The organism is Thiomicrospira cyclica ALM1, from assembly GCF_000214825.1.
Taxonomy (GTDB): domain Bacteria; phylum Pseudomonadota; class Gammaproteobacteria; order Thiomicrospirales; family Thiomicrospiraceae; genus Thiomicrospira; species Thiomicrospira cyclica.
This window is the reverse complement of the sequence record NC_015581.1, coordinates 1502852-1520208: the sequence shown is the minus strand read 5'-3', so window position 1 is coordinate 1520208 and position 17357 is coordinate 1502852. Positions and strand designations below refer to the sequence as shown.

General features: G+C 48.2%; 17 protein-coding genes. 5 read left to right on the top strand and 12 right to left on the bottom strand.

Annotated features, from left to right (window positions below):
* Positions 1 to 23 precede the first annotated feature (23 nt).
* A complete protein-coding gene (locus tag THICY_RS06780; RefSeq protein ID WP_157862731.1) occupies positions 24 to 1958 on the bottom strand; it encodes a sensor histidine kinase in 1935 nt (644 codons plus the stop codon).
* Positions 1959 to 2045: 87 nt separating this feature from the next.
* Here THICY_RS06780 and THICY_RS06775 point away from each other — a divergent pair, with 87 nt between their 5' ends.
* Together THICY_RS06775 and THICY_RS08655 are read left to right on the top strand one after the other, a co-directional pair.
* Positions 2046 to 2729, top strand: a complete 684-nt coding sequence (locus tag THICY_RS06775; RefSeq protein WP_013835876.1) for a response regulator transcription factor — start codon at positions 2046 to 2048, stop codon at positions 2727 to 2729.
* 56 nt (positions 2730 to 2785) lie between these two features.
* Positions 2786 to 3334 carry an invasion associated locus B family protein gene (locus THICY_RS08655; RefSeq protein ID WP_013835875.1) on the top strand — a complete coding sequence of 183 codons (549 nt, stop codon included), beginning with the start codon at positions 2786 to 2788 and terminating at the stop codon, positions 3332 to 3334.
* A 10-nt stretch (positions 3335 to 3344) separates the two neighbouring features.
* Here THICY_RS08655 and THICY_RS06765 read toward each other — a convergent pair whose 3' ends face one another.
* The 3 genes from THICY_RS06765 to metK form a co-directional block, all read right to left on the bottom strand.
* The gene (locus THICY_RS06765; protein WP_013835874.1) at positions 3345 to 4085 is read right to left on the bottom strand and encodes a 16S rRNA (uracil(1498)-N(3))-methyltransferase; all 741 of its coding nucleotides are present in this window, start codon (positions 4083 to 4085) and stop codon (positions 3345 to 3347) included.
* 15 nt (positions 4086 to 4100) lie between these two features.
* A complete protein-coding gene (gene metF / locus THICY_RS06760; RefSeq protein ID WP_013835873.1) occupies positions 4101 to 4970 on the bottom strand; it encodes a methylenetetrahydrofolate reductase [NAD(P)H] in 870 nt (289 codons plus the stop codon).
* 134 nt (positions 4971 to 5104) lie between these two features.
* The gene (metK, locus tag THICY_RS06755; RefSeq protein ID WP_013835872.1) at positions 5105 to 6262 is read right to left on the bottom strand and encodes a methionine adenosyltransferase; all 1158 of its coding nucleotides are present in this window, start codon (positions 6260 to 6262) and stop codon (positions 5105 to 5107) included.
* Between the two features lie 395 nt (positions 6263 to 6657).
* On the opposite strand from metK, the gene THICY_RS06750 reads away from it, so the two are divergent.
* Together THICY_RS06750 and THICY_RS06745 are read left to right on the top strand one after the other, a co-directional pair.
* On the top strand, positions 6658 to 7647 hold the full coding sequence (locus tag THICY_RS06750) for a DUF389 domain-containing protein (RefSeq protein ID WP_157862730.1): 990 nt from the start codon (positions 6658 to 6660) through the stop codon (positions 7645 to 7647).
* 34 nt (positions 7648 to 7681) lie between these two features.
* Complete coding sequence (locus THICY_RS06745) at positions 7682 to 8236, top strand: thioredoxin family protein (RefSeq protein ID WP_013835870.1); 555 nt, start codon at positions 7682 to 7684, stop codon at positions 8234 to 8236.
* 15 nt (positions 8237 to 8251) lie between these two features.
* Here THICY_RS06745 and THICY_RS06740 read toward each other — a convergent pair whose 3' ends face one another.
* Positions 8252 to 9367 (bottom strand): 5-(carboxyamino)imidazole ribonucleotide synthase, encoded by a 1116-nt coding sequence (locus THICY_RS06740; RefSeq protein WP_013835869.1) that lies wholly within the window; start codon positions 9365 to 9367, stop codon positions 8252 to 8254.
* A gap of 4 nt (positions 9368 to 9371) precedes the next feature.
* On the bottom strand, positions 9372 to 9872 hold the full coding sequence (gene purE, locus THICY_RS06735; protein WP_013835868.1) for a 5-(carboxyamino)imidazole ribonucleotide mutase: 501 nt from the start codon (positions 9870 to 9872) through the stop codon (positions 9372 to 9374).
* A gap of 134 nt (positions 9873 to 10006) precedes the next feature.
* Between purE and THICY_RS06730 the strand changes: the two genes are divergently transcribed.
* A complete protein-coding gene (locus THICY_RS06730; protein WP_013835867.1) occupies positions 10007 to 11698 on the top strand; it encodes an L-lactate permease in 1692 nt (563 codons plus the stop codon).
* Here the strand turns inward: THICY_RS06730 and THICY_RS06725 are convergent.
* From THICY_RS06725 to THICY_RS06700, 6 genes are all read right to left on the bottom strand, one after another.
* Complete coding sequence (locus tag THICY_RS06725; protein ID WP_013835866.1) at positions 11687 to 12421, bottom strand: type II secretion system protein; 735 nt, start codon at positions 12419 to 12421, stop codon at positions 11687 to 11689. The two genes, THICY_RS06730 and THICY_RS06725, sit on opposite strands and share 12 nt — an antisense overlap.
* Complete coding sequence (locus THICY_RS06720) at positions 12384 to 13316, bottom strand: hypothetical protein (RefSeq protein WP_013835865.1); 933 nt, start codon at positions 13314 to 13316, stop codon at positions 12384 to 12386. The genes THICY_RS06725 and THICY_RS06720 overlap by 38 nt, the downstream gene beginning before the upstream one ends.
* Positions 13310 to 14164 (bottom strand): hypothetical protein, encoded by an 855-nt coding sequence (locus tag THICY_RS06715; protein WP_013835864.1) that lies wholly within the window; start codon positions 14162 to 14164, stop codon positions 13310 to 13312. The genes THICY_RS06720 and THICY_RS06715 overlap by 7 nt, the downstream gene beginning before the upstream one ends.
* Positions 14165 to 14227: 63 nt before the next feature.
* The gene (locus THICY_RS06710; protein WP_013835863.1) at positions 14228 to 15589 is read right to left on the bottom strand and encodes a 3-deoxy-D-manno-octulosonic acid transferase; all 1362 of its coding nucleotides are present in this window, start codon (positions 15587 to 15589) and stop codon (positions 14228 to 14230) included.
* A complete protein-coding gene (locus THICY_RS06705; RefSeq protein ID WP_013835862.1) occupies positions 15573 to 16517 on the bottom strand; it encodes a KpsF/GutQ family sugar-phosphate isomerase in 945 nt (314 codons plus the stop codon). The genes THICY_RS06710 and THICY_RS06705 overlap by 17 nt, the downstream gene beginning before the upstream one ends.
* A 46-nt stretch (positions 16518 to 16563) precedes the next feature.
* Complete coding sequence (locus THICY_RS06700) at positions 16564 to 17229, bottom strand: acyloxyacyl hydrolase (RefSeq protein ID WP_013835861.1); 666 nt, start codon at positions 17227 to 17229, stop codon at positions 16564 to 16566.
* Between the last annotated feature and the right edge of the window lie 128 nt (positions 17230 to 17357).

Here is a 17357-nt window from a genome sequence, read left to right as displayed (position 1 = left end):
TTAAAAGCGTCAATTATATCAAATTATTCCGTCTCTGCCTCAGTGGTAAAGTCATTAGATAAATAAACAGGCACCATTAAGCGAACGCGGCTGCCTTGATCCATTCGTTCGATAATAAGTTGGCCATGATAACCTGACACAATATCTTGGGCGATATGCAGACCTATGCCTAAGCCAGAGGTATTGCCCGTGTTATTTCCTCGTTTAAACGGTTTGGGTGTATCGTATGAGTGATCAAAGCCAATGCCGTAATCGCGAGCCTCAATAATCAGCTGTTGCGATGCTTTTTCAGCTAATAAAGTCAGTGGCTCCAAAGTGATTGCTAGCTCAACTTTTTGTTGTTCAGGTGAGTATTTAAGGGCGTTGTTAAGAATTAACTTCATGGCGAACAATAGCGGTTGATGATCGCCTTTAATAATCAATTGCGGTTGCTTGGCTAAAGGCACCGCAGTGTTTAAAATGACACGGTTATCAATGTCCATAGCTTTAACCTCATGCTCTACTGAGGTTAAGATCAGTTTCAAGGACGTTTCCCCGTCGCTAAACCGATTGATATCTTGCTGACTCACCAAGCATTGTTGCACAAGTTCTTGCATCCTTTTTAGGGCACGTCGCTGGATGGTTATATCGTTTAATAATTGATTACGTAGTTTTTGATTGCTCTCGCTTTTACATTCGAGTTCTATATCGTCGATTAAATTACGCGCGGCTGCATCGCTGATAGCTAAGGGCGTCATCAGTTCATGTGCTAACAATCTTAAAAATAGTTTTCGTTGGGTGATCTGTTCTTGTTCAAATATAAGCTGTTGTTTTTGAGTGACTAGCTGTTTGAATTCTAAAAAATAATAACTGAGTGTTGTAAAAAACAATAATGTAAGCTGAATAATGCCTACTAATGCAAATAAGTGATTGGTTATAAAATTGCCAGGCAGTAATCCATGCAAAAAAGCCGTTCGTAGGATTAGAGACAATGCCATAAATCCAAAAATCAGCATATAAAGGCGGGCAATAGTGTTGGTTTTAAACAGGCGTATGCTTAGTAGCATAATCATGAATATGGTGAAACTGCCTAAAAGATGGCTGAATAAAATGGCCAATTGAAGTTCATCAATAAAAGCACTGTAGCACGCAAAAACAAAGTTTAGGCTGTTTAGTATTAGAAGGCTGCGGTAGGTTTTTGTGAACAAATTATCCAACTTGAGCACGGTGTTAGATAGTAATAAAAAACTTAACGCAATAGTGGCTTGTGCGATGGTAAGCCAAGGATCACTATTGATGGGGGTTAGATTTAGCCAGCCATAAACAGCGGCCAAGACAAAACTATAGCTAACCAACATTATAAAATAATACGTAAGCGCAATTTTTAAGGTCATCCCCAATAGAATCAGGCTTAGTACACCGAGCAGAAAGAGCGTCGCCGCAATAAACGCGGATAAAATTAAAATCGGTTGTTCATCATCACTAATGGCTTGATCAGTCATCAGGCTTAGGTCGGCGATTAAGGCATTCTGCGAGGCAATCCGAATATATAGGGTTAATGGTTTGTTGGATGTGTCTTGGTTAATATAAGCAGCTAATGGAATGGTGGGTTTTCGCTGCGGGCCAAGTATTGGGTGGGTGGCGCGGCGATCACCAAGCGCATAATGCGCTAATAATTGGTCACCATCTACAATGTATAGGTCAATAAAGTCGTGAAAAGCAGTGCCAAACACTAGGCTCCATTGCAGTGATTCACAGTCCCTATCTAGGTTTAACGGCGTTTTTATCCATATAGCCTCTTTGATTAAACCGAGCGATTGGTTTTTGTAGGGAACGGTAAAGTTAGTTGTCAAGATGTCGGGAAAATCAAGGTCGCTTGGCGCATCGATAAGCATTCTGCTACTGGGGTCAAGCGCAAGGGTTATTGGGCAATGATCCTGAGCCTCCACGCCGTTTAGCGTGAAAGCAAAAAAGATCAACAAAGCCTTTAGAAGCAGGGGTATACTTTTCAGTAGATTTTTGACACCAGGATTATGAAGTAGTGTGAGCAAACAAGGATTCTCCGTATGCGGCTGTTATTGATAGAAGATGAAATTGATTTAGCCTACCAACTAGAGCGGTTTTTAATAAAGCGTCAATATCATGTAACCGTCTGTAATAATTTAAATGATAGTTTACTGGCACTTTCAAACCAAGTATATGATGCTGTTTTATTGGATCGGTTGTTACCCGAAGGGGATGCGCTAAAAGATATCGCGCGGATTAAAAAGCATCATGATGGATTTATGCTCGTTATGAGTGCGCTGGGTGAGGTGCAGGACAGAGTGGCGGCCTTTAACCGCGATGTCAATTACTATTTATCAAAGCCTATTGATTTTGATGAACTTTTGGCTATTTTGGAGCAGTTCGAGCGCAAGATCACTCAAACAGCGTCGTCCAATCCATCGGTCCGTGCTGAAAATGCAAGCTCTAGCTGGTATATCAAACGGAAGCGTCTATATTCGCCTGATCAGTTAGTGATTCAGCTTACGGCTAGAGAAGCGATGATGGTCGAGTTAATGATCGCTGAATTTGGTCAATTGGTTACACGTTCAGCATTGATTATGGCAATGAACCAAGACCCTATTAACTATGATTCAAAAGCGCTGGACTCTGCTGTTTATCGAATTCGCCACAAAATTGAGCAAGCTACGGGTCAGTCAGTGCCTTTTGAAACGGTTCATGGTGTTGGCTATGTTTGGCATGATTAAGCTCGGGTAAAATAGTAAAATTATCTTTTTGGCGTTAAATTTAGGGAGTATTTTTCGTGAGTAAGTTTTATGCGTTATTGTTAAGTGGGCTTATGTTGAATGCGGTCAATGTTGCGGCGGTTGAGCCATCTGCTGACTTGGCGGTTCCGGCGCAGGGTAGTGCCTGGTCCTTGGCAAACACCTTTGGTGATTGGCAGGTGGTGTGTACCGAGCAGGGAGATAAATCCTGTCGAGCGGTGCAGGCTTTAGACCTAGCGCAAGGGGATCAAACTATGCGACTCCTTGAAGCGATGGTGTTCTATGCGGACAGGCAAGCTCGTTTGACCATGACCTTCCCGCTCGGGATGGATTTGTTAGCGGGCATTGTGCTTAGGATTGATGAAAACGAAGAAATTGGACTGCCATTTAGCACCTGCTTGGCTGATGGTTGTCGTGTCATGGGCAATATTGGTGATGATGTGATGATGCAATTGATGGCAGGGCGGGTCATGAAGGTCGGTTTCCGAGGCTTTGGCGAGGAGCAAACGCTGGTGCTGGATGTGTCATTAAGAGGTTCGGCACGCGCTTTTAGAGCGGCTGAAGATCGCCCTGTTGTCATCAACTAAGGTAATGTTTTTAACTTAAATCGCCCCAGCGGCCTTGCAATAGGCTGAGGATAACTGGGGCGGCGGTTTCGGTGCGCAGGATGCGTGGGCCGAGCCGAATACCTTGGAATCCCTGAGTTTGAGCTTGGGCGACTTCTTGTTCGCTTAGACCGCCTTCGGGGCCAATCAGTATCGCCAAGACCTGGCTGACATCAGGTGCCGCAAGTGTATTGAGGGTTTGACGGCTGTAAGGGTCGAGCACCAGGCCTGGTTGCTGTGGGTTTTCAGCTAACCAGTCGTTTAAAGTGACGAGCGATTTGACCTCCGGCACCACGCAGCGGCCAGATTGCTCACAGGCGCTGATCACAAGGGCTTGCCATTGCTGACGGCGCTTTTCAGCTTTTTCTTCATCAAGACGGACTTCGCAGCGTTCGGTAAATACCGGCTGAATCGCGGTTACACCGAGTTCTACCGCTTTTTGCAAACTATAATCCATGCGCTCGCCGCGCGAAATGCCTTGAAGTAATAGGGTATTGAGCGGGGACTCGCAACCAGGCCTGGTGATCTGTTCGCCTAGTTGAACTTGCGCTTCGCGTCGATTGATCACTTGCAGTTGCGCTTCGGCTTGTTGGCCTTGGCCATCAAATACCTGGAGCTGATGACCATTTTTTAACCGCAACACCGTCAGAGCATAGTGGCTTTGCTCTTTGTTGAGCGCCACCACCAGGCCTGGTTGATAGTCGGCGGGCAAATAAAAACGAGGAATACGCACGGGTAATTAACTCGTTTACATCTGCAAGTTATCGTTGCGCCAGTTAAGATCGCGCACGATGTCCAGCGTGGGCTGGGTTTTGTTCATGCTGTAGAAATGCAGACCTGGTGCACCGTTGTCGAGTAAACGCTGACAAAGTCGGGTGACGTACTCCTGACCAAAGGCTCGTAAGCTGGCGGTATCTTCATCAAAGCTTTCCAAGCGACATTTTAACCAACGCGGTACTTCGGCACCACACATCAGTGAGAAGCGAATCAATTGCTCATAGTTGGTAATCGGCATAATGCCCGGCACGATGGGTAGGTCGATGCCGGCTTTTTCGCAAGAATCGATAAAATAGAAATAGCTGTCGGCATTAAAGAAATACTGTGTAATTGCAGCATCCGCGCCCTGGTCAACCTTGTGTTTAAAGTGTTTAATCCCCTGGTCGCAATTACGCGCTTGCGGATGGGTTTCCGGATAGGCGGCGACTTCGAGGATAAACTGATTGCCGGTTTCTTGACGAATAAACGCGACCAAATCGGCAGCATATTTAAACTCGCCCGGATCCATCATGCCGGACGGCATATCGCCACGCAGCGCGACAATGCGTTTAATACCGAGGTCTTGATAGATTTTTAGCAGGGCGCGTATCGAATCTTTGGTGGCGCCAATGCAGGTAAGGTGGGGTACGGCATCAAGGCGAGTGCTTTGCTGGATATGCGTGACTGTCTCCAGGGTTTTTTCTTGGGTGGTGCCGCCTGCGCCATAGGTCACCGAAATATATTCCGGATTTAACACACTTAAATCATCAATCACTTGATTAAGTTTTTCACTGCCTTCGGCGGTGCGCGGCGGGAAGCACTCAAGGCTAAAACCCTGCGGGTATTGTTGTTGTGATTTCATGACTCACGTCCTGTTTTGTAAGTTGTTGCAAGCTCGCTGCTTTCACCTTATGCCCCGACTCCTTCGGCTTTTTTCTGCGAAAAAAGAGGCGTCGCTGGAGCATAAGGTTACGCAACGCTGGCATTTGATTACTGCTATAAACCGGCATCGGCGCGCAAAGCGGCGGCTTTGTCGGTTTTTTCCCAGGTAAACTCGGGCAATTCACGACCAAAGTGGCCATAGGCCGCGGTTTTTTGATAAATCGGGCGATACAAATCCAGCATCGCAATCAGCCCTTTTGGCCGCAGGTCAAAGTGTTGACGCACCAGCTGCTCGATTTTTTCGACCGCGATTTTTTCGGTGCCAAAGGTGTCCAGGCTAATGGAGGTCGGCTCGGCCACCCCGATCGCATAAGATACTTGAATTTCACACTTATCTGCCAGGCCTGCTGCGACGATGTTTTTCGCCACATAGCGTCCGGCATAAGCGGCAGAACGATCTACTTTTGATGGGTCTTTGCCAGAGAACGCACCACCGCCGTGACGCGCCATTCCGCCGTAGGTATCGACAATAATTTTACGCCCTGTCAAGCCCGCATCACCGACCGGGCCGCCGATCACAAAACGGCCGGTTGGGTTAATGTGATATTGGGTGTCTTTATGCAGCCATTCGGTTGGCAGGATCGGCTTAATAATTAATTCCATCACCGCTTCGCGTAGCGCGGCATTTTCGATCTCGGGGCCATGTTGGGTCGATAACACCACCGCGTCAATGCCAACTGGCTGGCCGTTTTCATAACGTAGCGTCACTTGGCTTTTGGCATCCGGGCGCAACCAAGGTAATTCACCGGATTTACGTACTTGCGCTTGGCGCTCCATTAAACGGTGCGCGTAATAAATCGGCGCAGGCATTAATACGTCAGTTTCGTTTGAGGCATAACCAAACATTAAACCTTGGTCGCCCGCGCCTTGTTCGTGGTCGTCATATTCATCCACGCCCATCGCGATTTCAGCCGATTGTTTACCAATCGCGGTCAGAACCGCACAGGTGTCGCCATCAAAGCCTAAATCAGCGCTGTCATAACCGATCTCCTTAACGACTTTACGCACCAGTTCTTCTTGGTCAACCCATGCGCTGGTAGTGATTTCGCCACCGATGAGTACCATGCCGGTTTTAACAAAGGTTTCGCAGGCAACGCGCGCGCGCGGGTCTTGTTGCATAATCGCATCAAGCATGGCGTCGGAAATTTGGTCGGCGATCTTATCAGGATGGCCTTCAGAAACGGATTCAGATGTAAAAACAGTGGTAGTCATGTGCAACCTCGCAATTCTAAAATATCAAAAGTGAGGTACGGAAAGAGGCGGGAAAACTCCTCGCTTTAGCCGTACTTATTAACGCGCCCGCAAGCTGATCATCAAATCGGCGCAAAATTAATTTTCAATTATCGCACAGAAAAAAGCCCTACTGCAAATTCAATAACCCGATGCGTTAGAAAACGCACATTGATTGCATAAAGTCTATAATGGGCGATTAGGTAGCACCTAAAAGGAATGGTGGCGATGATTTCAGATGTGCAAATTGATCAAGTGGTGAGTGACAGTATTGAGCGCGCGATGGCGCGGCCAAAAGACTGAGTATTACTATCGCAAATCCGGTTGATTATGTCCTGGATGATCAACCGCGCCAAGCGGCAGACATTCGTTTTGAGGTGCATCCGCAGCAAGTATTGATGATACCGGGGCGGTTGATTCGTGATAACGATATGACCCCGAAAGCCAATAAAGAAGTGTTTAAGGCGCAAGGCTTGGCGCGTGATGAGGATGCTAAGCTAAAAGCAAATAAGCCGTTGCCCTTGTTTGACCAAGCGCACGAAGAAGACTACCGACATGTTTTTATCGAATTGCGGCAAAGTGCATTGACGACATCGCCCTATGTCACCTTGATGATTTTATCGACCTTGTTAGCCACCTTTGGTTTGATGGCTAATTCGACCTCGGTGGTGATTGGCGCGATGATTTTAGCGCCGCTAATGGCGCCAATTGTCTCTTTAGCCATGGGGTTGGCGCGGAGTGAGTCGAGTTTAACCCTGAGCTCGTCTAAAACCCTGTTGATTGGCCCAGTTTTAGCGCTATTAAGTGCGATGGTGGCGAGCTGGGCAGTGGGAATTCACCATGTTACCCATGAAATTGCTGGGCGCTTGAATCCAACCCTATTAGATTTGAGGGTGGCGTTGGTGCCGCCGTTAGCCGTGACTGGAATTGGCTTAGGCTGGGTGGATTGGCAGGTGATTTATGGCTCGTTTTTACTGTTTATTAACAACTTGTTTGAGATTGCAGCGGCGGCTGCGATTACGTTTTGGGTGATGGGTTACACAAGTTTTGCGCGCGCTAAAAAAGGTTTTGGCGTATCGGCGGTGATTGTGGGTTTGATTACCATTCCGCTGGCCTTTTCGTTTTGGCAAATGGGCCAGCAAAGTCGCTTAATTAATCATATTCAAGGCGTTGAGTTGATGATGGAGTCGGTACCGGTGCGATTGGAGCGGGTTAGTGTGAAATGGGGGAGTGAGCCCTTGGTGCAGTTGAATGTTGTCAGTGGTCAGTTTTTATCGGATGCCGGTTATGACGACCTTGCTGAGCAGTTAAATGCCTTGACCGGCGTGTCTGCCCAGTATCGGTTTAGCCCAGAGCTGAAACGTTAGTAATTATTTGAGTTTATAAGTTAAAGGAGTGGTTATGGTGAGTTTAACAACCCCGGTGTGTGATTTTGGGCAAGCGGCGATTGATTTTGAATTGCCTGGCGTCGATGGTCAGATTTGGACGCTGGACAAAGCTCGTGGCGAGCAGGGCTTGCTAATTGCCTTCATCTGCAATCATTGCCCCTATGTGAAAGCGATTCAAGACCGTTTGGTGCGTGATTGTGCCGAACTAAAAGCTTTGGGCATTAACACGATTGCGATTATGTCAAACGACCCGAATGAATACGAAGAGGACTCGTTTGAGAATATGCAAGCGGTGGCCGAAAAATGGCAGTTTCCTTTTCCGTATGTGTTGGATGAAACCCAGGCGGTGGCCAAAGCCTATGGCGCGGTGTGCACACCGGATTTTTTCGGCTATAACGCCGATTTGCAACTGCAATATCGCGGACGCTTGGATGAATCGCGTAAGCAAGCGGCTGATGCCCATGTGCGTCGTGACTTGTTTGAAGCCATGAAGCAAGTCGCTCAAACCGGCCAAGGCCCGCTGGAACAAATCCCATCAATGGGCTGTTCGATTAAGTGGAAAGCTTAGCAAAACGAGTAAGATTTAAGACAACCAGGCCTGGAGCTGTTCGAGGGTCTGGTTGAGCTCAGCTTGGCTGTTGGCTAATACATTGATATGGCCGAGTTTGCGACCCGCACGCTCGGCCTTGTCATATAGATGCACATGTACATTCGGTAGTTTAAGCGCGGCTTGGATATCGCCATGTTCACCGATAATATTGACCATCGCCGCAAAAGGCTGACGTGCGGCAGTCGAGCCGAGCGGCAAGCCGCTAATTGCGCGAATATGGTTTTCAAACTGTGAGGTTTGCGCGCCTTCCATCGTCCAGTGCCCGGAGTTATGCACCCGCGGCGCCATTTCATTCGCCACCAAACCTGCTTCGGTTTCAAAGAGTTCCAGCGTCAGCACACCGACATGACCCATCTTGTCCAGCAGCGCTTGCATATAACGCTCGGCTTGTTGTTGAATCGCGGGGTCAATCTGTTGCGCAGGCGCGAGGGTTAAACGCAAAATGCCGTCACGGTGTTGGTTTTCGACCAGCGAATAATAGACATGTTCGTTATTGGCATTGCGCACCGCAATAATCGATAGTTCGCGTTTGAAGTTAACAAAGCCTTCTAAAATAGCTGGGCGCTCGCCAATCGACAACCAGGCCTGGTAGAGTTGTTCCGGTTGTTTAATCACAAACTGGCCTTTGCCATCATAGCCCTCGGTGGTGGTTTTGAGCACCGCGGGCAAGCCAATGGTGTTAACCGCCGCTTCTAGGTCGGTGAGGTTATTGACCAGTGCATAGGGTGCGCAGGGAATGGCGAGTTGGTTAAACAAGGCCTTTTCGCGGCCACGATCTTGCGCATAATATAGTGATGTCGCACTGGGATAGACTGGGGTGATTTGGCTGATCTGTTTGACCAGTTCGACCGAGGTGTTTTCACTTTCAAAGGTGATCACATCCGCGAAGCTGACGAGATCGTCGAGGTTTGAGGTGTCATCGGTGTTTTCTTGCGTAGGGGTGTGCATATGCCCCAGCATCGACGCCGGCTCATCATGGCTGAGGCCATAAAAGCCAAACTTATGCCCTAGCGGATAGCCAGCCATGGCCAGCATGCGGCCTAATTGGCCTGCGCCGAGGATTCCGATATGGCAGCTGATCGTGCTCATTGAGTTAGTTTTGCGGGTCAGGATTCGCCAACACATCATCGGTTTGCGCTTGACGCCAAGCACGCACCGCGTCACGCACGGCTGGATTGTGATTGCCAACGATTTGCGCCGCCAAAATTCCCGCGTTTTTGGCACCGGCATCGCCAATCGCCAAGGTACCCACCGGAATGCCACCCGGCATTTGCACGATCGAGAGCAAAGAATCCTGACCATTCAAAGCGCGTGACTTCACTGGTACACCTAAAACGGGCACCAGGGTTTTGGCGGCCACCATGCCCGGCAGGTGCGCCGCGCCGCCTGCGCCGGCAATAATCACTTGTAAACCGCGTGCTTCAGCGGTTTGCGCGTATTCAAACATCAAATCCGGAGTGCGGTGTGCCGACACGACTTTCACCTCATGCGGCACATTAAATTGGGTCAGCATATCAACGGCGTATTGCATGGTCGGCCAATCGCTTTTTGACCCCATAATAACCCCAACAATCGGCTGTTCTGAAACTGACATAGTTTTGCCCTCACGGATTTGGCAGATTTGAAAAAACCGTGAATTATACCGCGCTGAATGAGTCTGTCAATGCCTAGTGGGCGTAGGCTAATTTGCTATAATCCAACCTACGTCCATATCTTGGTAAGGTGATTATGACATTTTTGCAGGCCTTAACGGCGGCAATGCCTGTTCTTGCGGTTTTACTTTTTCTAGTGATCTTGCGAATGCCAGCAAGTCGTGCGATGAGTTTGAGTTTGGTATTGGTTGCAGGCCTGGCATGGTGGGCATGGCAAGTGCCGGGGGTTCAAATTGTCGCCTCGGTTTTGGAAGGCTGGGTTATCTCTGCGTCGATTCTGATTATTGTGTTTGGCGCGATTGTACTGCTGAATACACTGAAAGTCAGCGGGGCGGTTGAAGCTATTCGCAATGGTTTTACGCAAATTTCGCCGGACCGCCGTGTGCAAACGGTCATTGTCGGTTGGTTGTTTGTCGCTTTTTTAGAAGGGGCGAGCGGGTTTGGCACTCCGGCGGCGATTGTCGCCCCCTTGTTGCTGGCGCTGGGTTTCCCCGCGATGGCGGCGGTGGTGTTGGCTTTGATTGCCGATAGTGGCGCGGTGTCTTATGGTGCGGTCGGTACGCCGGTGATTGTTGGCATCGGGCAGGGTTTGAGTGATCCGAGTTACGAAGACATTATGCAGATAGCGGTTACTGCCAGCACCATCGATCTGTTTGTCGCCAGTTTTTTACCGCTGATTATGGTGCTGATTTTAACGCGGTTTTTTGGCGAAAATAAAAGCTGGCGCGAAGGTTTGGGGGCATGGAAGTTCGCACTACTTGGTGGTTTTTCATATACCTTGTCGGCATTATTAGTAGCGAAAACCTTTGGTCCGGAATTTCCAGCAATCCTTGGCGGTTTAGTAGGCCTGGTAATTACCGTCACCGCGGCCAAAAAGAGGTTTTTAACCCCGAAGGATGTGTGGTTATTTAAAGCTGATCATTCGGAACTTTCTGCAAATGTCCTTCATGAGCAACCACCTGGCTTGGTGAAAATTGAAGGCTGTGAAAAGTCCCCCGCTTTATCTTGTCTAGCGGTCGAACCGCCTAAAGAGCATGGTTTATCGTTATACCAGGCCTGGTTGCCCTATGTGTTAATAGCATTGATATTGGTATTAAGTCGATTGGACTTTTTGCCGTTTAAAGCTTGGTTGAATGGATTTAGTGTTGAGTTTAATAGCATTCTCGCGACTGAGATATCTGCAAAATTAGTCCCATTTTATTTGCCCGGCGCATTGTTTATTTTGGTGGCGCTGGTGACCTTGGCTTTGCATAAAGTGCCGCTAAAACAAGCAGGTCTTGCGTGGGGGCGCTCGGCCAAAGTGATGTTGCCGACCATTATCGCGCTGGGCGCATCGGTGCCAATGGTACGGATTTTCTTAAATTCTGGCGTGAATGAATCGGAGTTGTTGTCGATGCCAATGGAATTGGCGGCGCTGGCGGCTGAGACGTTTGAGGGTAACTGGCCGCTTGCCGCGCCCTTTGTCGGTGCACTTGGTAGCTTTATCGCGGGATCGGCGACCTTTTCCAATATGATGTTTGCCCAATTTCAAGAATCCACCGCGCTCGCCACTGGCTTGCCGACCCACTGGATTTTAGCCTTGCAAATGCTCGGTGCGAATGCCGGTAATATGATTTGTGTAGTGAATGTGGTCGCTGCTGCTTCAGTGGTGAACTTGGTCGGTAAAGAGGGTCAAATTATCCGCTATACCTTGATGCCGATGCTGTTTTATGTGATGAGTGTTGGCACCTTGGTTTGGACCGGGTTGTTCTTTGGTTTAATTAGCTAGGTGACTAAGCGATAAATGCCCCGCCGCTTGAAGTAACTGCATGGGGTGAAGACTGCGCCAGCTTAGGTTGGTTTTTTCAGGCAGGGTAATGGTATTTTGGGTAATTAAGCAGGTCTGGCGCGCCGACCAATCCACAAGATCACAGTGTTTAGCAGCGGGATAAGCCAGCCAAATAATTTGTCCCTGGCTCATTTGATTTTGACCTTGCTGAATTCGATAGCCCTCCTGGCTATCCAGCGGATTGGTTGGCGTTGACATCTTGAAGCAGTGATGCTGTGGCTGGTCGTAGCAGGGCTGGTTGTTCCAAAAACTCGCAGAGCTGGTCGCGTTGAATTGATGCTGGCTGTGTTTAGTGCTTGCGGGCACGGCATACCAAATGGCCAGATCGCTGGGCAAACCAAGTTGCCATGAGGGTACATAGCCCAGTTGAAGTTGACATCGGCCATCAAACTCACGTGCCTCAGTACTGCTAGGGGTAACACTGGGGCAGGGCAAAAATCCCTGCTGGCGCAAATGAAATAGTAGGTGGTCTTGCGCCAGGTTTAGACTGCGTTCATGGTGTAAGGCTTGATGGCGATTTTGTAATTGTTGCAGCATTGGCCATAAACTCAGTAGCAGTAATCCGATGATAGCGAGTACCACGGTCATTTCGATTAAGCTGATACCGCGTTGTTTTGCAGTTCTGTTAGTTCGCTGCAGTTTGATGCCAGTCAATTTGATCATGAAGTAAGTCCTTAATGCGATGAATGGTTAGCCAGCGTAATTGGTCGTCAAAATCCCGACTGAGTGGGTCTTGTTGAAAATACCCGTTGTAGTTACAGTTCATCTGCTCACGTTCGTTCAGCTGAGCACAATCATGCCAAGCCGTATGCCCATTAGCACCAAAGCTGATTAAGACAGCGACCACTTGATTGCCGGCATGTTGGCTACGAGGAGTGTTGGAACGACATGCATTCGGGTTATTTGCGCAGACGCGTAAACTGCCGCTTAGCGCGCTACTAGTTCCTAATGGCGGGGTTAGGCGATTAAAGTAAGGCGGAGTGTCACGCATCAGTTTTATTGATTGGCACCAGGGCTGGTCATCATGGACCAAAGGGTCATATCCCGCTGGTTCCGTATGACCGCATTGGGCTTGAGTGCAAAACAAAGCACCCGTTGGGTTTTGATAAAAGCTGTTGTTAATTGAGCCTTGGAATGCAAATAAGCTTGCGCTAGCGCAGGCGTAGCGATGATTACGTGCTGAAGTGTCGCTGGTTGCCCATTGATGAACCGCATAATAAATCGGTTGGCCAAATCCATCTGTAGCGCTAGTGGTCATTAGGGTTAAAAATGGCCAGCGGCCATGGTTGGCGATGCAGCGTCCACTGTTATGACGGTTTTCTAATCCATCTCCGGTTGTATCAGGACAGGGTAGGTAAGCCATTCTAATTAAATGGTGTTCTAAGGCATTCATAGCCATATTAAGTTGTGTCTCGGACTTAGCAAGGCCTTGCTGGCGTTGGTATTGATTGCCTAGTTGCCAACCTAGTTGAATGATGAGGCCAGTGAGCCCGATCGCGATAATGAGGTCAAGCAGACTTAACCCCCCTTGCTTCGTATTGTGGGTTTTTTTCAACATAATAGCGCCCGCCAATCACTCCCAGTTGGGTTAGCCGGTTGCTGGTTTGGACAGTTGGGAGTGGGTTGTTGCGGATTGGTGCAGGCATTAAACCAATGGGGTTGATCTGGCGCTAGCTCACACAGTGTGGCAGAAAAAGATGCGACTTGACTCTGCATCCGGTCTTGCCATTGTTCCAGTGTTAAAGCCTGTTGTAACGGAAACCGATCGTTAAAGGCTTGTCTGTCTGGATGCTGCGGTGATTGCTGAACAGCCTGATGCCAAATTTCTTGGTTAAAGTCTTCATCAGCGGGAATAATAAATAGCAAGGCGACACTGGGTTGCCCTTGTAAATTTTGGAGCCCGGCTTCACCCGGATAGATGACATTGAGTGGTGCAAATCGTTGAATAGGCGGATTATGATAATCAGAGTTCTGGATAACATAGCGACTATCTACGGCATAGCCTAGGCTAAACTCAGGTATATGGTAGGGCGTAAAGTTAATACTGCGTGTTGCTATGTTTTTGGGTAAGCGACCTATTGCAATCGCTTGACCTTGGCCGCAGGGCGCGTTGCTTTGGCCATTGTTGTTGGTGTCTGGGCAGGGGAAGTAGCCGGGGCTAGGGATACGATTAGCATCGTAAAACCGTCCATTGGTGTCGGTAGCGTAGAGTTGTGGGGTTTGTTGACTAAATTGCCAAAGTTGTTCTCGGGTCCAGGCTAAATGGACGATTTGTTTGTTTTGCGCTTGCCAAGTGAGTTGCGCCGTTGTTGGGCGTAGGTTTAGCAACAGAATCAAGCTGATCAAAAATAACCAAAATACGATAAGACTTAAAATAAGCCCCTGTTGTGAGTGCGTTTTTATCATGTGTTACAAGTCAATAAATAATACGTTATTTTACTTATTATTTATTGACTTGTAAATAAGCTTTTACGATAAAAAACGGCGTATTTCGTGATAGTGTTTGGCCAGTGAGCCGGTTTGATTATGCAGTGCTTGCAGGGCTTGTTGACCCCAGCGTGTTTGTTGATCGGGATTATCGGCTAATTGGCTCAGGGTTTGAGCAAGTGCTTCGGGTGTGGCACAAACCTGTAAACCCTGGTCGGCGATAAAGCTGTCATAGAGTGAGGTGAGGTTTTGGTAATGGGTGCCGGATAATACCGGTTTAGCTAAGGCGGCGGGTTCGAGAATATTATGGCCGCCAAAGTTCACCATGCTACCGCCAATAAACGCCGCATTAGAAACCGCAAACCAGAGTAACAATTCGCCCATGGTATCGGCGAGATAGATGGAACCGTCTGGAGGACTGTCTTGATTTTGACTGCGTTTTTGCCAGCTGAGTTGTTGTGGATAAGATGCCAGTAATTCGGCTACTTCGCCAAATCGATCCGCGTGGCGGGGTACTAAAATTAATAGCGCGTCAGGATGGGTTTTTAGCAGTTGCTGATGCGCTTTAATCATTAAGGCTTCTTCATCGGAATGGGTGCTGGCGGCAACCCAAACAAAGCGCTCGGGGTGCGCTAGCTGTTGGCGCCATAGCTGAGCGTCCTGCTGAATCTGGTCAGGGACTTGAATATCAAACTTTAAATTGCCCAGGGTTTTTACCCGTTGCTCTGGCGCACCAAGGGCAATAAAGCGTTCGCGATCGGTATCAAATTGAGCGCCAATCAGCTGTGGATGTTGCAAGGCCTGTTGCATCAAAGGCTTTGCCCAGCGTTGATAGGCCTCAAAAGAGCCCGCTTTTAGGCGTGCATTGATTAACATGAGAGGGATTTGTTGTTGGGTGCAGGCGTGGTAGAGGTTGGGCCAAATTTCTGTTTCAACCATCAACACCAATTTGGGTCGCAAGCGTTTAAGAAACTTGTTGACGGCAAAAGGGTAGTCATAAGGAATCATTTGGTGATAAATCGGTACTGGGCAGAATTGCAGCGCTTGGACGGCACCTTGGGTAGAGCCACTGGTTAGGGTGATGGGTAAGTCTGGATGTTGTTGATGCAGGTGTTCAAGCAACGGAAAAATCGACCGGGTTTCACCGACCGATACCGCGTGAACCCATATTCCGCCAGTTGGTAGCTGTGCTGGGGTAACGCCAAACCGCGCTAGCCAGCAGGCTTTCGGACTGAGTTTGGCAATGAGTTGCGGATGCCGCACTTTGCGACAGCGCCGCCAAGCCGCCACGGCAACAAGTGGTAAGGCTAGATAGAGCAATGCACGATAGATTGATAATGCAAAACGGCCTAACCAGGCCTGCTGACTGGCAGGCTTAGGCGGCCGGTTAACGGTTGAGGTCATAAATTTGGATAACGCCGACCAACTTGTCTGCTTCCGTGACGAGGAGTGATGCAATTTTCACTTGATTCATCAGTTCTTCTGCTTGGGAGAGCTTGGCATTGGCCTCAATAGTTTTTGGCTGAGGTGTCATAATATCAGCCGCTTTTTTGGTCATAAGCGCGGCGGCGTCTTGATCAAGGTGGCGTCTTAAATCACCATCGGTAATAATGCCTTCTGCTTCACCCACAATACATAAGCCCAGACGGCCATCACTTATAGTGTGAATAACCTCTTTCATATTGGCATCAGCTGCAACAATGGGCAGTGGGCCGGTACGCATTTCATGTTTCACTTTGGTGAGAAGCTTGCGACCCAAACTACCACCTGGATGGAATCGGGCGAAATCGTGGGGTTTGAAGTCACGAGCTTGCATGAGTGCGATGGCTAATGCATCGCCCATAACGAGTGTAGCTGTTGTGGAGGAGGTCGGCGCTAATTGCAGAGGGCAAGCTTCTTTGGGTACCGCAATGTTGAGATGGTGATTAGAGTTTTTAGCTAGGGTCGAATCGGGTCGCCCGGTCATGGCAATAATGATGTTGCCATTATCTTTTAGAAAAGGCAGTAGTCGAATCACCTCTTCGGTTTCACCAGAATTGGATAAAGCAATAAACACATCTTCAGGCGAGACCATGCCTAGGTCACCATGAAAGGCTTCACCTGGGTGCATGAAAAAACAAGGCGTACCGGTACTGGCTAGGGTTGCCATGATTTTTTTACCAATCAAACCCGATTTACCCATGCCGCAAATAACCACGCGACCGGTGGATTGCAAAATCGCATCGACACTCAGTTCAAATTGTTCATCAAGCTGAAGAATAAGGTTTTCGATGGCTTGCGCTTCAATTTCAAAAACCTGTTTAGCAATGGTTAGGTGACTAGGTTGTGACATAGAGTTTACATCGGCTCCATTGGGCTAGATTTCGCATAAATATGAGTTAATAATTATAACCGATTGTAATATTGTAAAACTCTATGCCATTGTTTTGTTCATATATATTGTGATTTGAATGATGCTGGATACCTACCTGCCATTCCCAGCGTTTTTGCTCAGAAAAATAGCCACCCATCGCAAACTGTTCAGAGAAGGTGAAGTTACCACCGAAATCACGAACAGTATCGTCTTTGTTTTCAAGTTGTGTTGGGGCCAAAATACTCACACCCGCGCGAACATCGATAAAGTCAAGCACATACAAAAACGTTGGCCACTCAATGCGGGCGCCCGGTGCTATGCCAAGAACGTTGCCTTTATTGGTTAAATTGAGGCCATCTTTGCTAAACTGCCAGGCTGAATAACTCACATCAAGAAAGGGGGTTATGGTCACTGCTCGGAATAAGTGTTTGGTTTCGGTTAGATCGTAGCGCAAGTTGGCTTCAAATTGAATGGCATCATGGTCGGGATAAGCGCCCGTTGTGAAGCGGAAAGAGTCGGCGTTGAAAGGGTTTGTGTAAGCCACTGCGGCAATGGTTGCGTAGGTTGCTCCTCGCCATAAGGCACCTCCTACTTCATCGGCCTTAACCGCTTGAGGCGCTAAGGTAATGGCAAAAGTTAATGGGAGGAGTAAAAGCGTCGCTTTCGCGTGTGATAAAAAACGGTTTTTCATATGATTTACCTAACAAAAATAGAAGTGACCCTCTCACATTATAGTGGGATTAAGTGCTTCTTGGGTGCATTATTTAGTTTTTCTACTGAGGAATCCTGCTAGAATTCTAATTAAATTAAAGGCTAAAT

Excerpts from the sequence above, each read along its gene's own strand:
- metK (WP_013835872.1), bottom strand. The coding sequence starts at position 6,262 with ATGACTACCACTGTTTTTACATCTGAATCCGTTTCTGAAGGCCATCCT.
- THICY_RS06710 (WP_013835863.1), bottom strand. The coding sequence starts at position 15,589 with ATGACCTCAACCGTTAACCGGCCGCCTAAGCCTGCCAGTCAGCAGGCC.
- THICY_RS06775 (WP_013835876.1), top strand. The coding sequence starts at position 2,046 with ATGCGGCTGTTATTGATAGAAGATGAAATTGATTTAGCCTACCAACTA.
- THICY_RS06715 (WP_013835864.1), bottom strand. The coding sequence starts at position 14,164 with ATGATAAAAACGCACTCACAACAGGGGCTTATTTTAAGTCTTATCGTA.
- THICY_RS06740 (WP_013835869.1), bottom strand. The coding sequence starts at position 9,367 with ATGAGCACGATCAGCTGCCATATCGGAATCCTCGGCGCAGGCCAATTA.
- THICY_RS06700 (WP_013835861.1), bottom strand. The coding sequence starts at position 17,229 with ATGAAAAACCGTTTTTTATCACACGCGAAAGCGACGCTTTTACTCCTC.
- THICY_RS06730 (WP_013835867.1), top strand. The coding sequence starts at position 10,007 with ATGACATTTTTGCAGGCCTTAACGGCGGCAATGCCTGTTCTTGCGGTT.
- purE (WP_013835868.1), bottom strand. The coding sequence starts at position 9,872 with ATGTCAGTTTCAGAACAGCCGATTGTTGGGGTTATTATGGGGTCAAAA.
- THICY_RS06705 (WP_013835862.1), bottom strand. The coding sequence starts at position 16,517 with ATGTCACAACCTAGTCACCTAACCATTGCTAAACAGGTTTTTGAAATT.
- THICY_RS06720 (WP_013835865.1), bottom strand. The coding sequence starts at position 13,316 with ATGTTGAAAAAAACCCACAATACGAAGCAAGGGGGGTTAAGTCTGCTT.
- metF (WP_013835873.1), bottom strand. The coding sequence starts at position 4,970 with ATGAAATCACAACAACAATACCCGCAGGGTTTTAGCCTTGAGTGCTTC.
- THICY_RS06745 (WP_013835870.1), top strand. The coding sequence starts at position 7,682 with ATGGTGAGTTTAACAACCCCGGTGTGTGATTTTGGGCAAGCGGCGATT.
- THICY_RS06725 (WP_013835866.1), bottom strand. The coding sequence starts at position 12,421 with ATGATCAAATTGACTGGCATCAAACTGCAGCGAACTAACAGAACTGCA.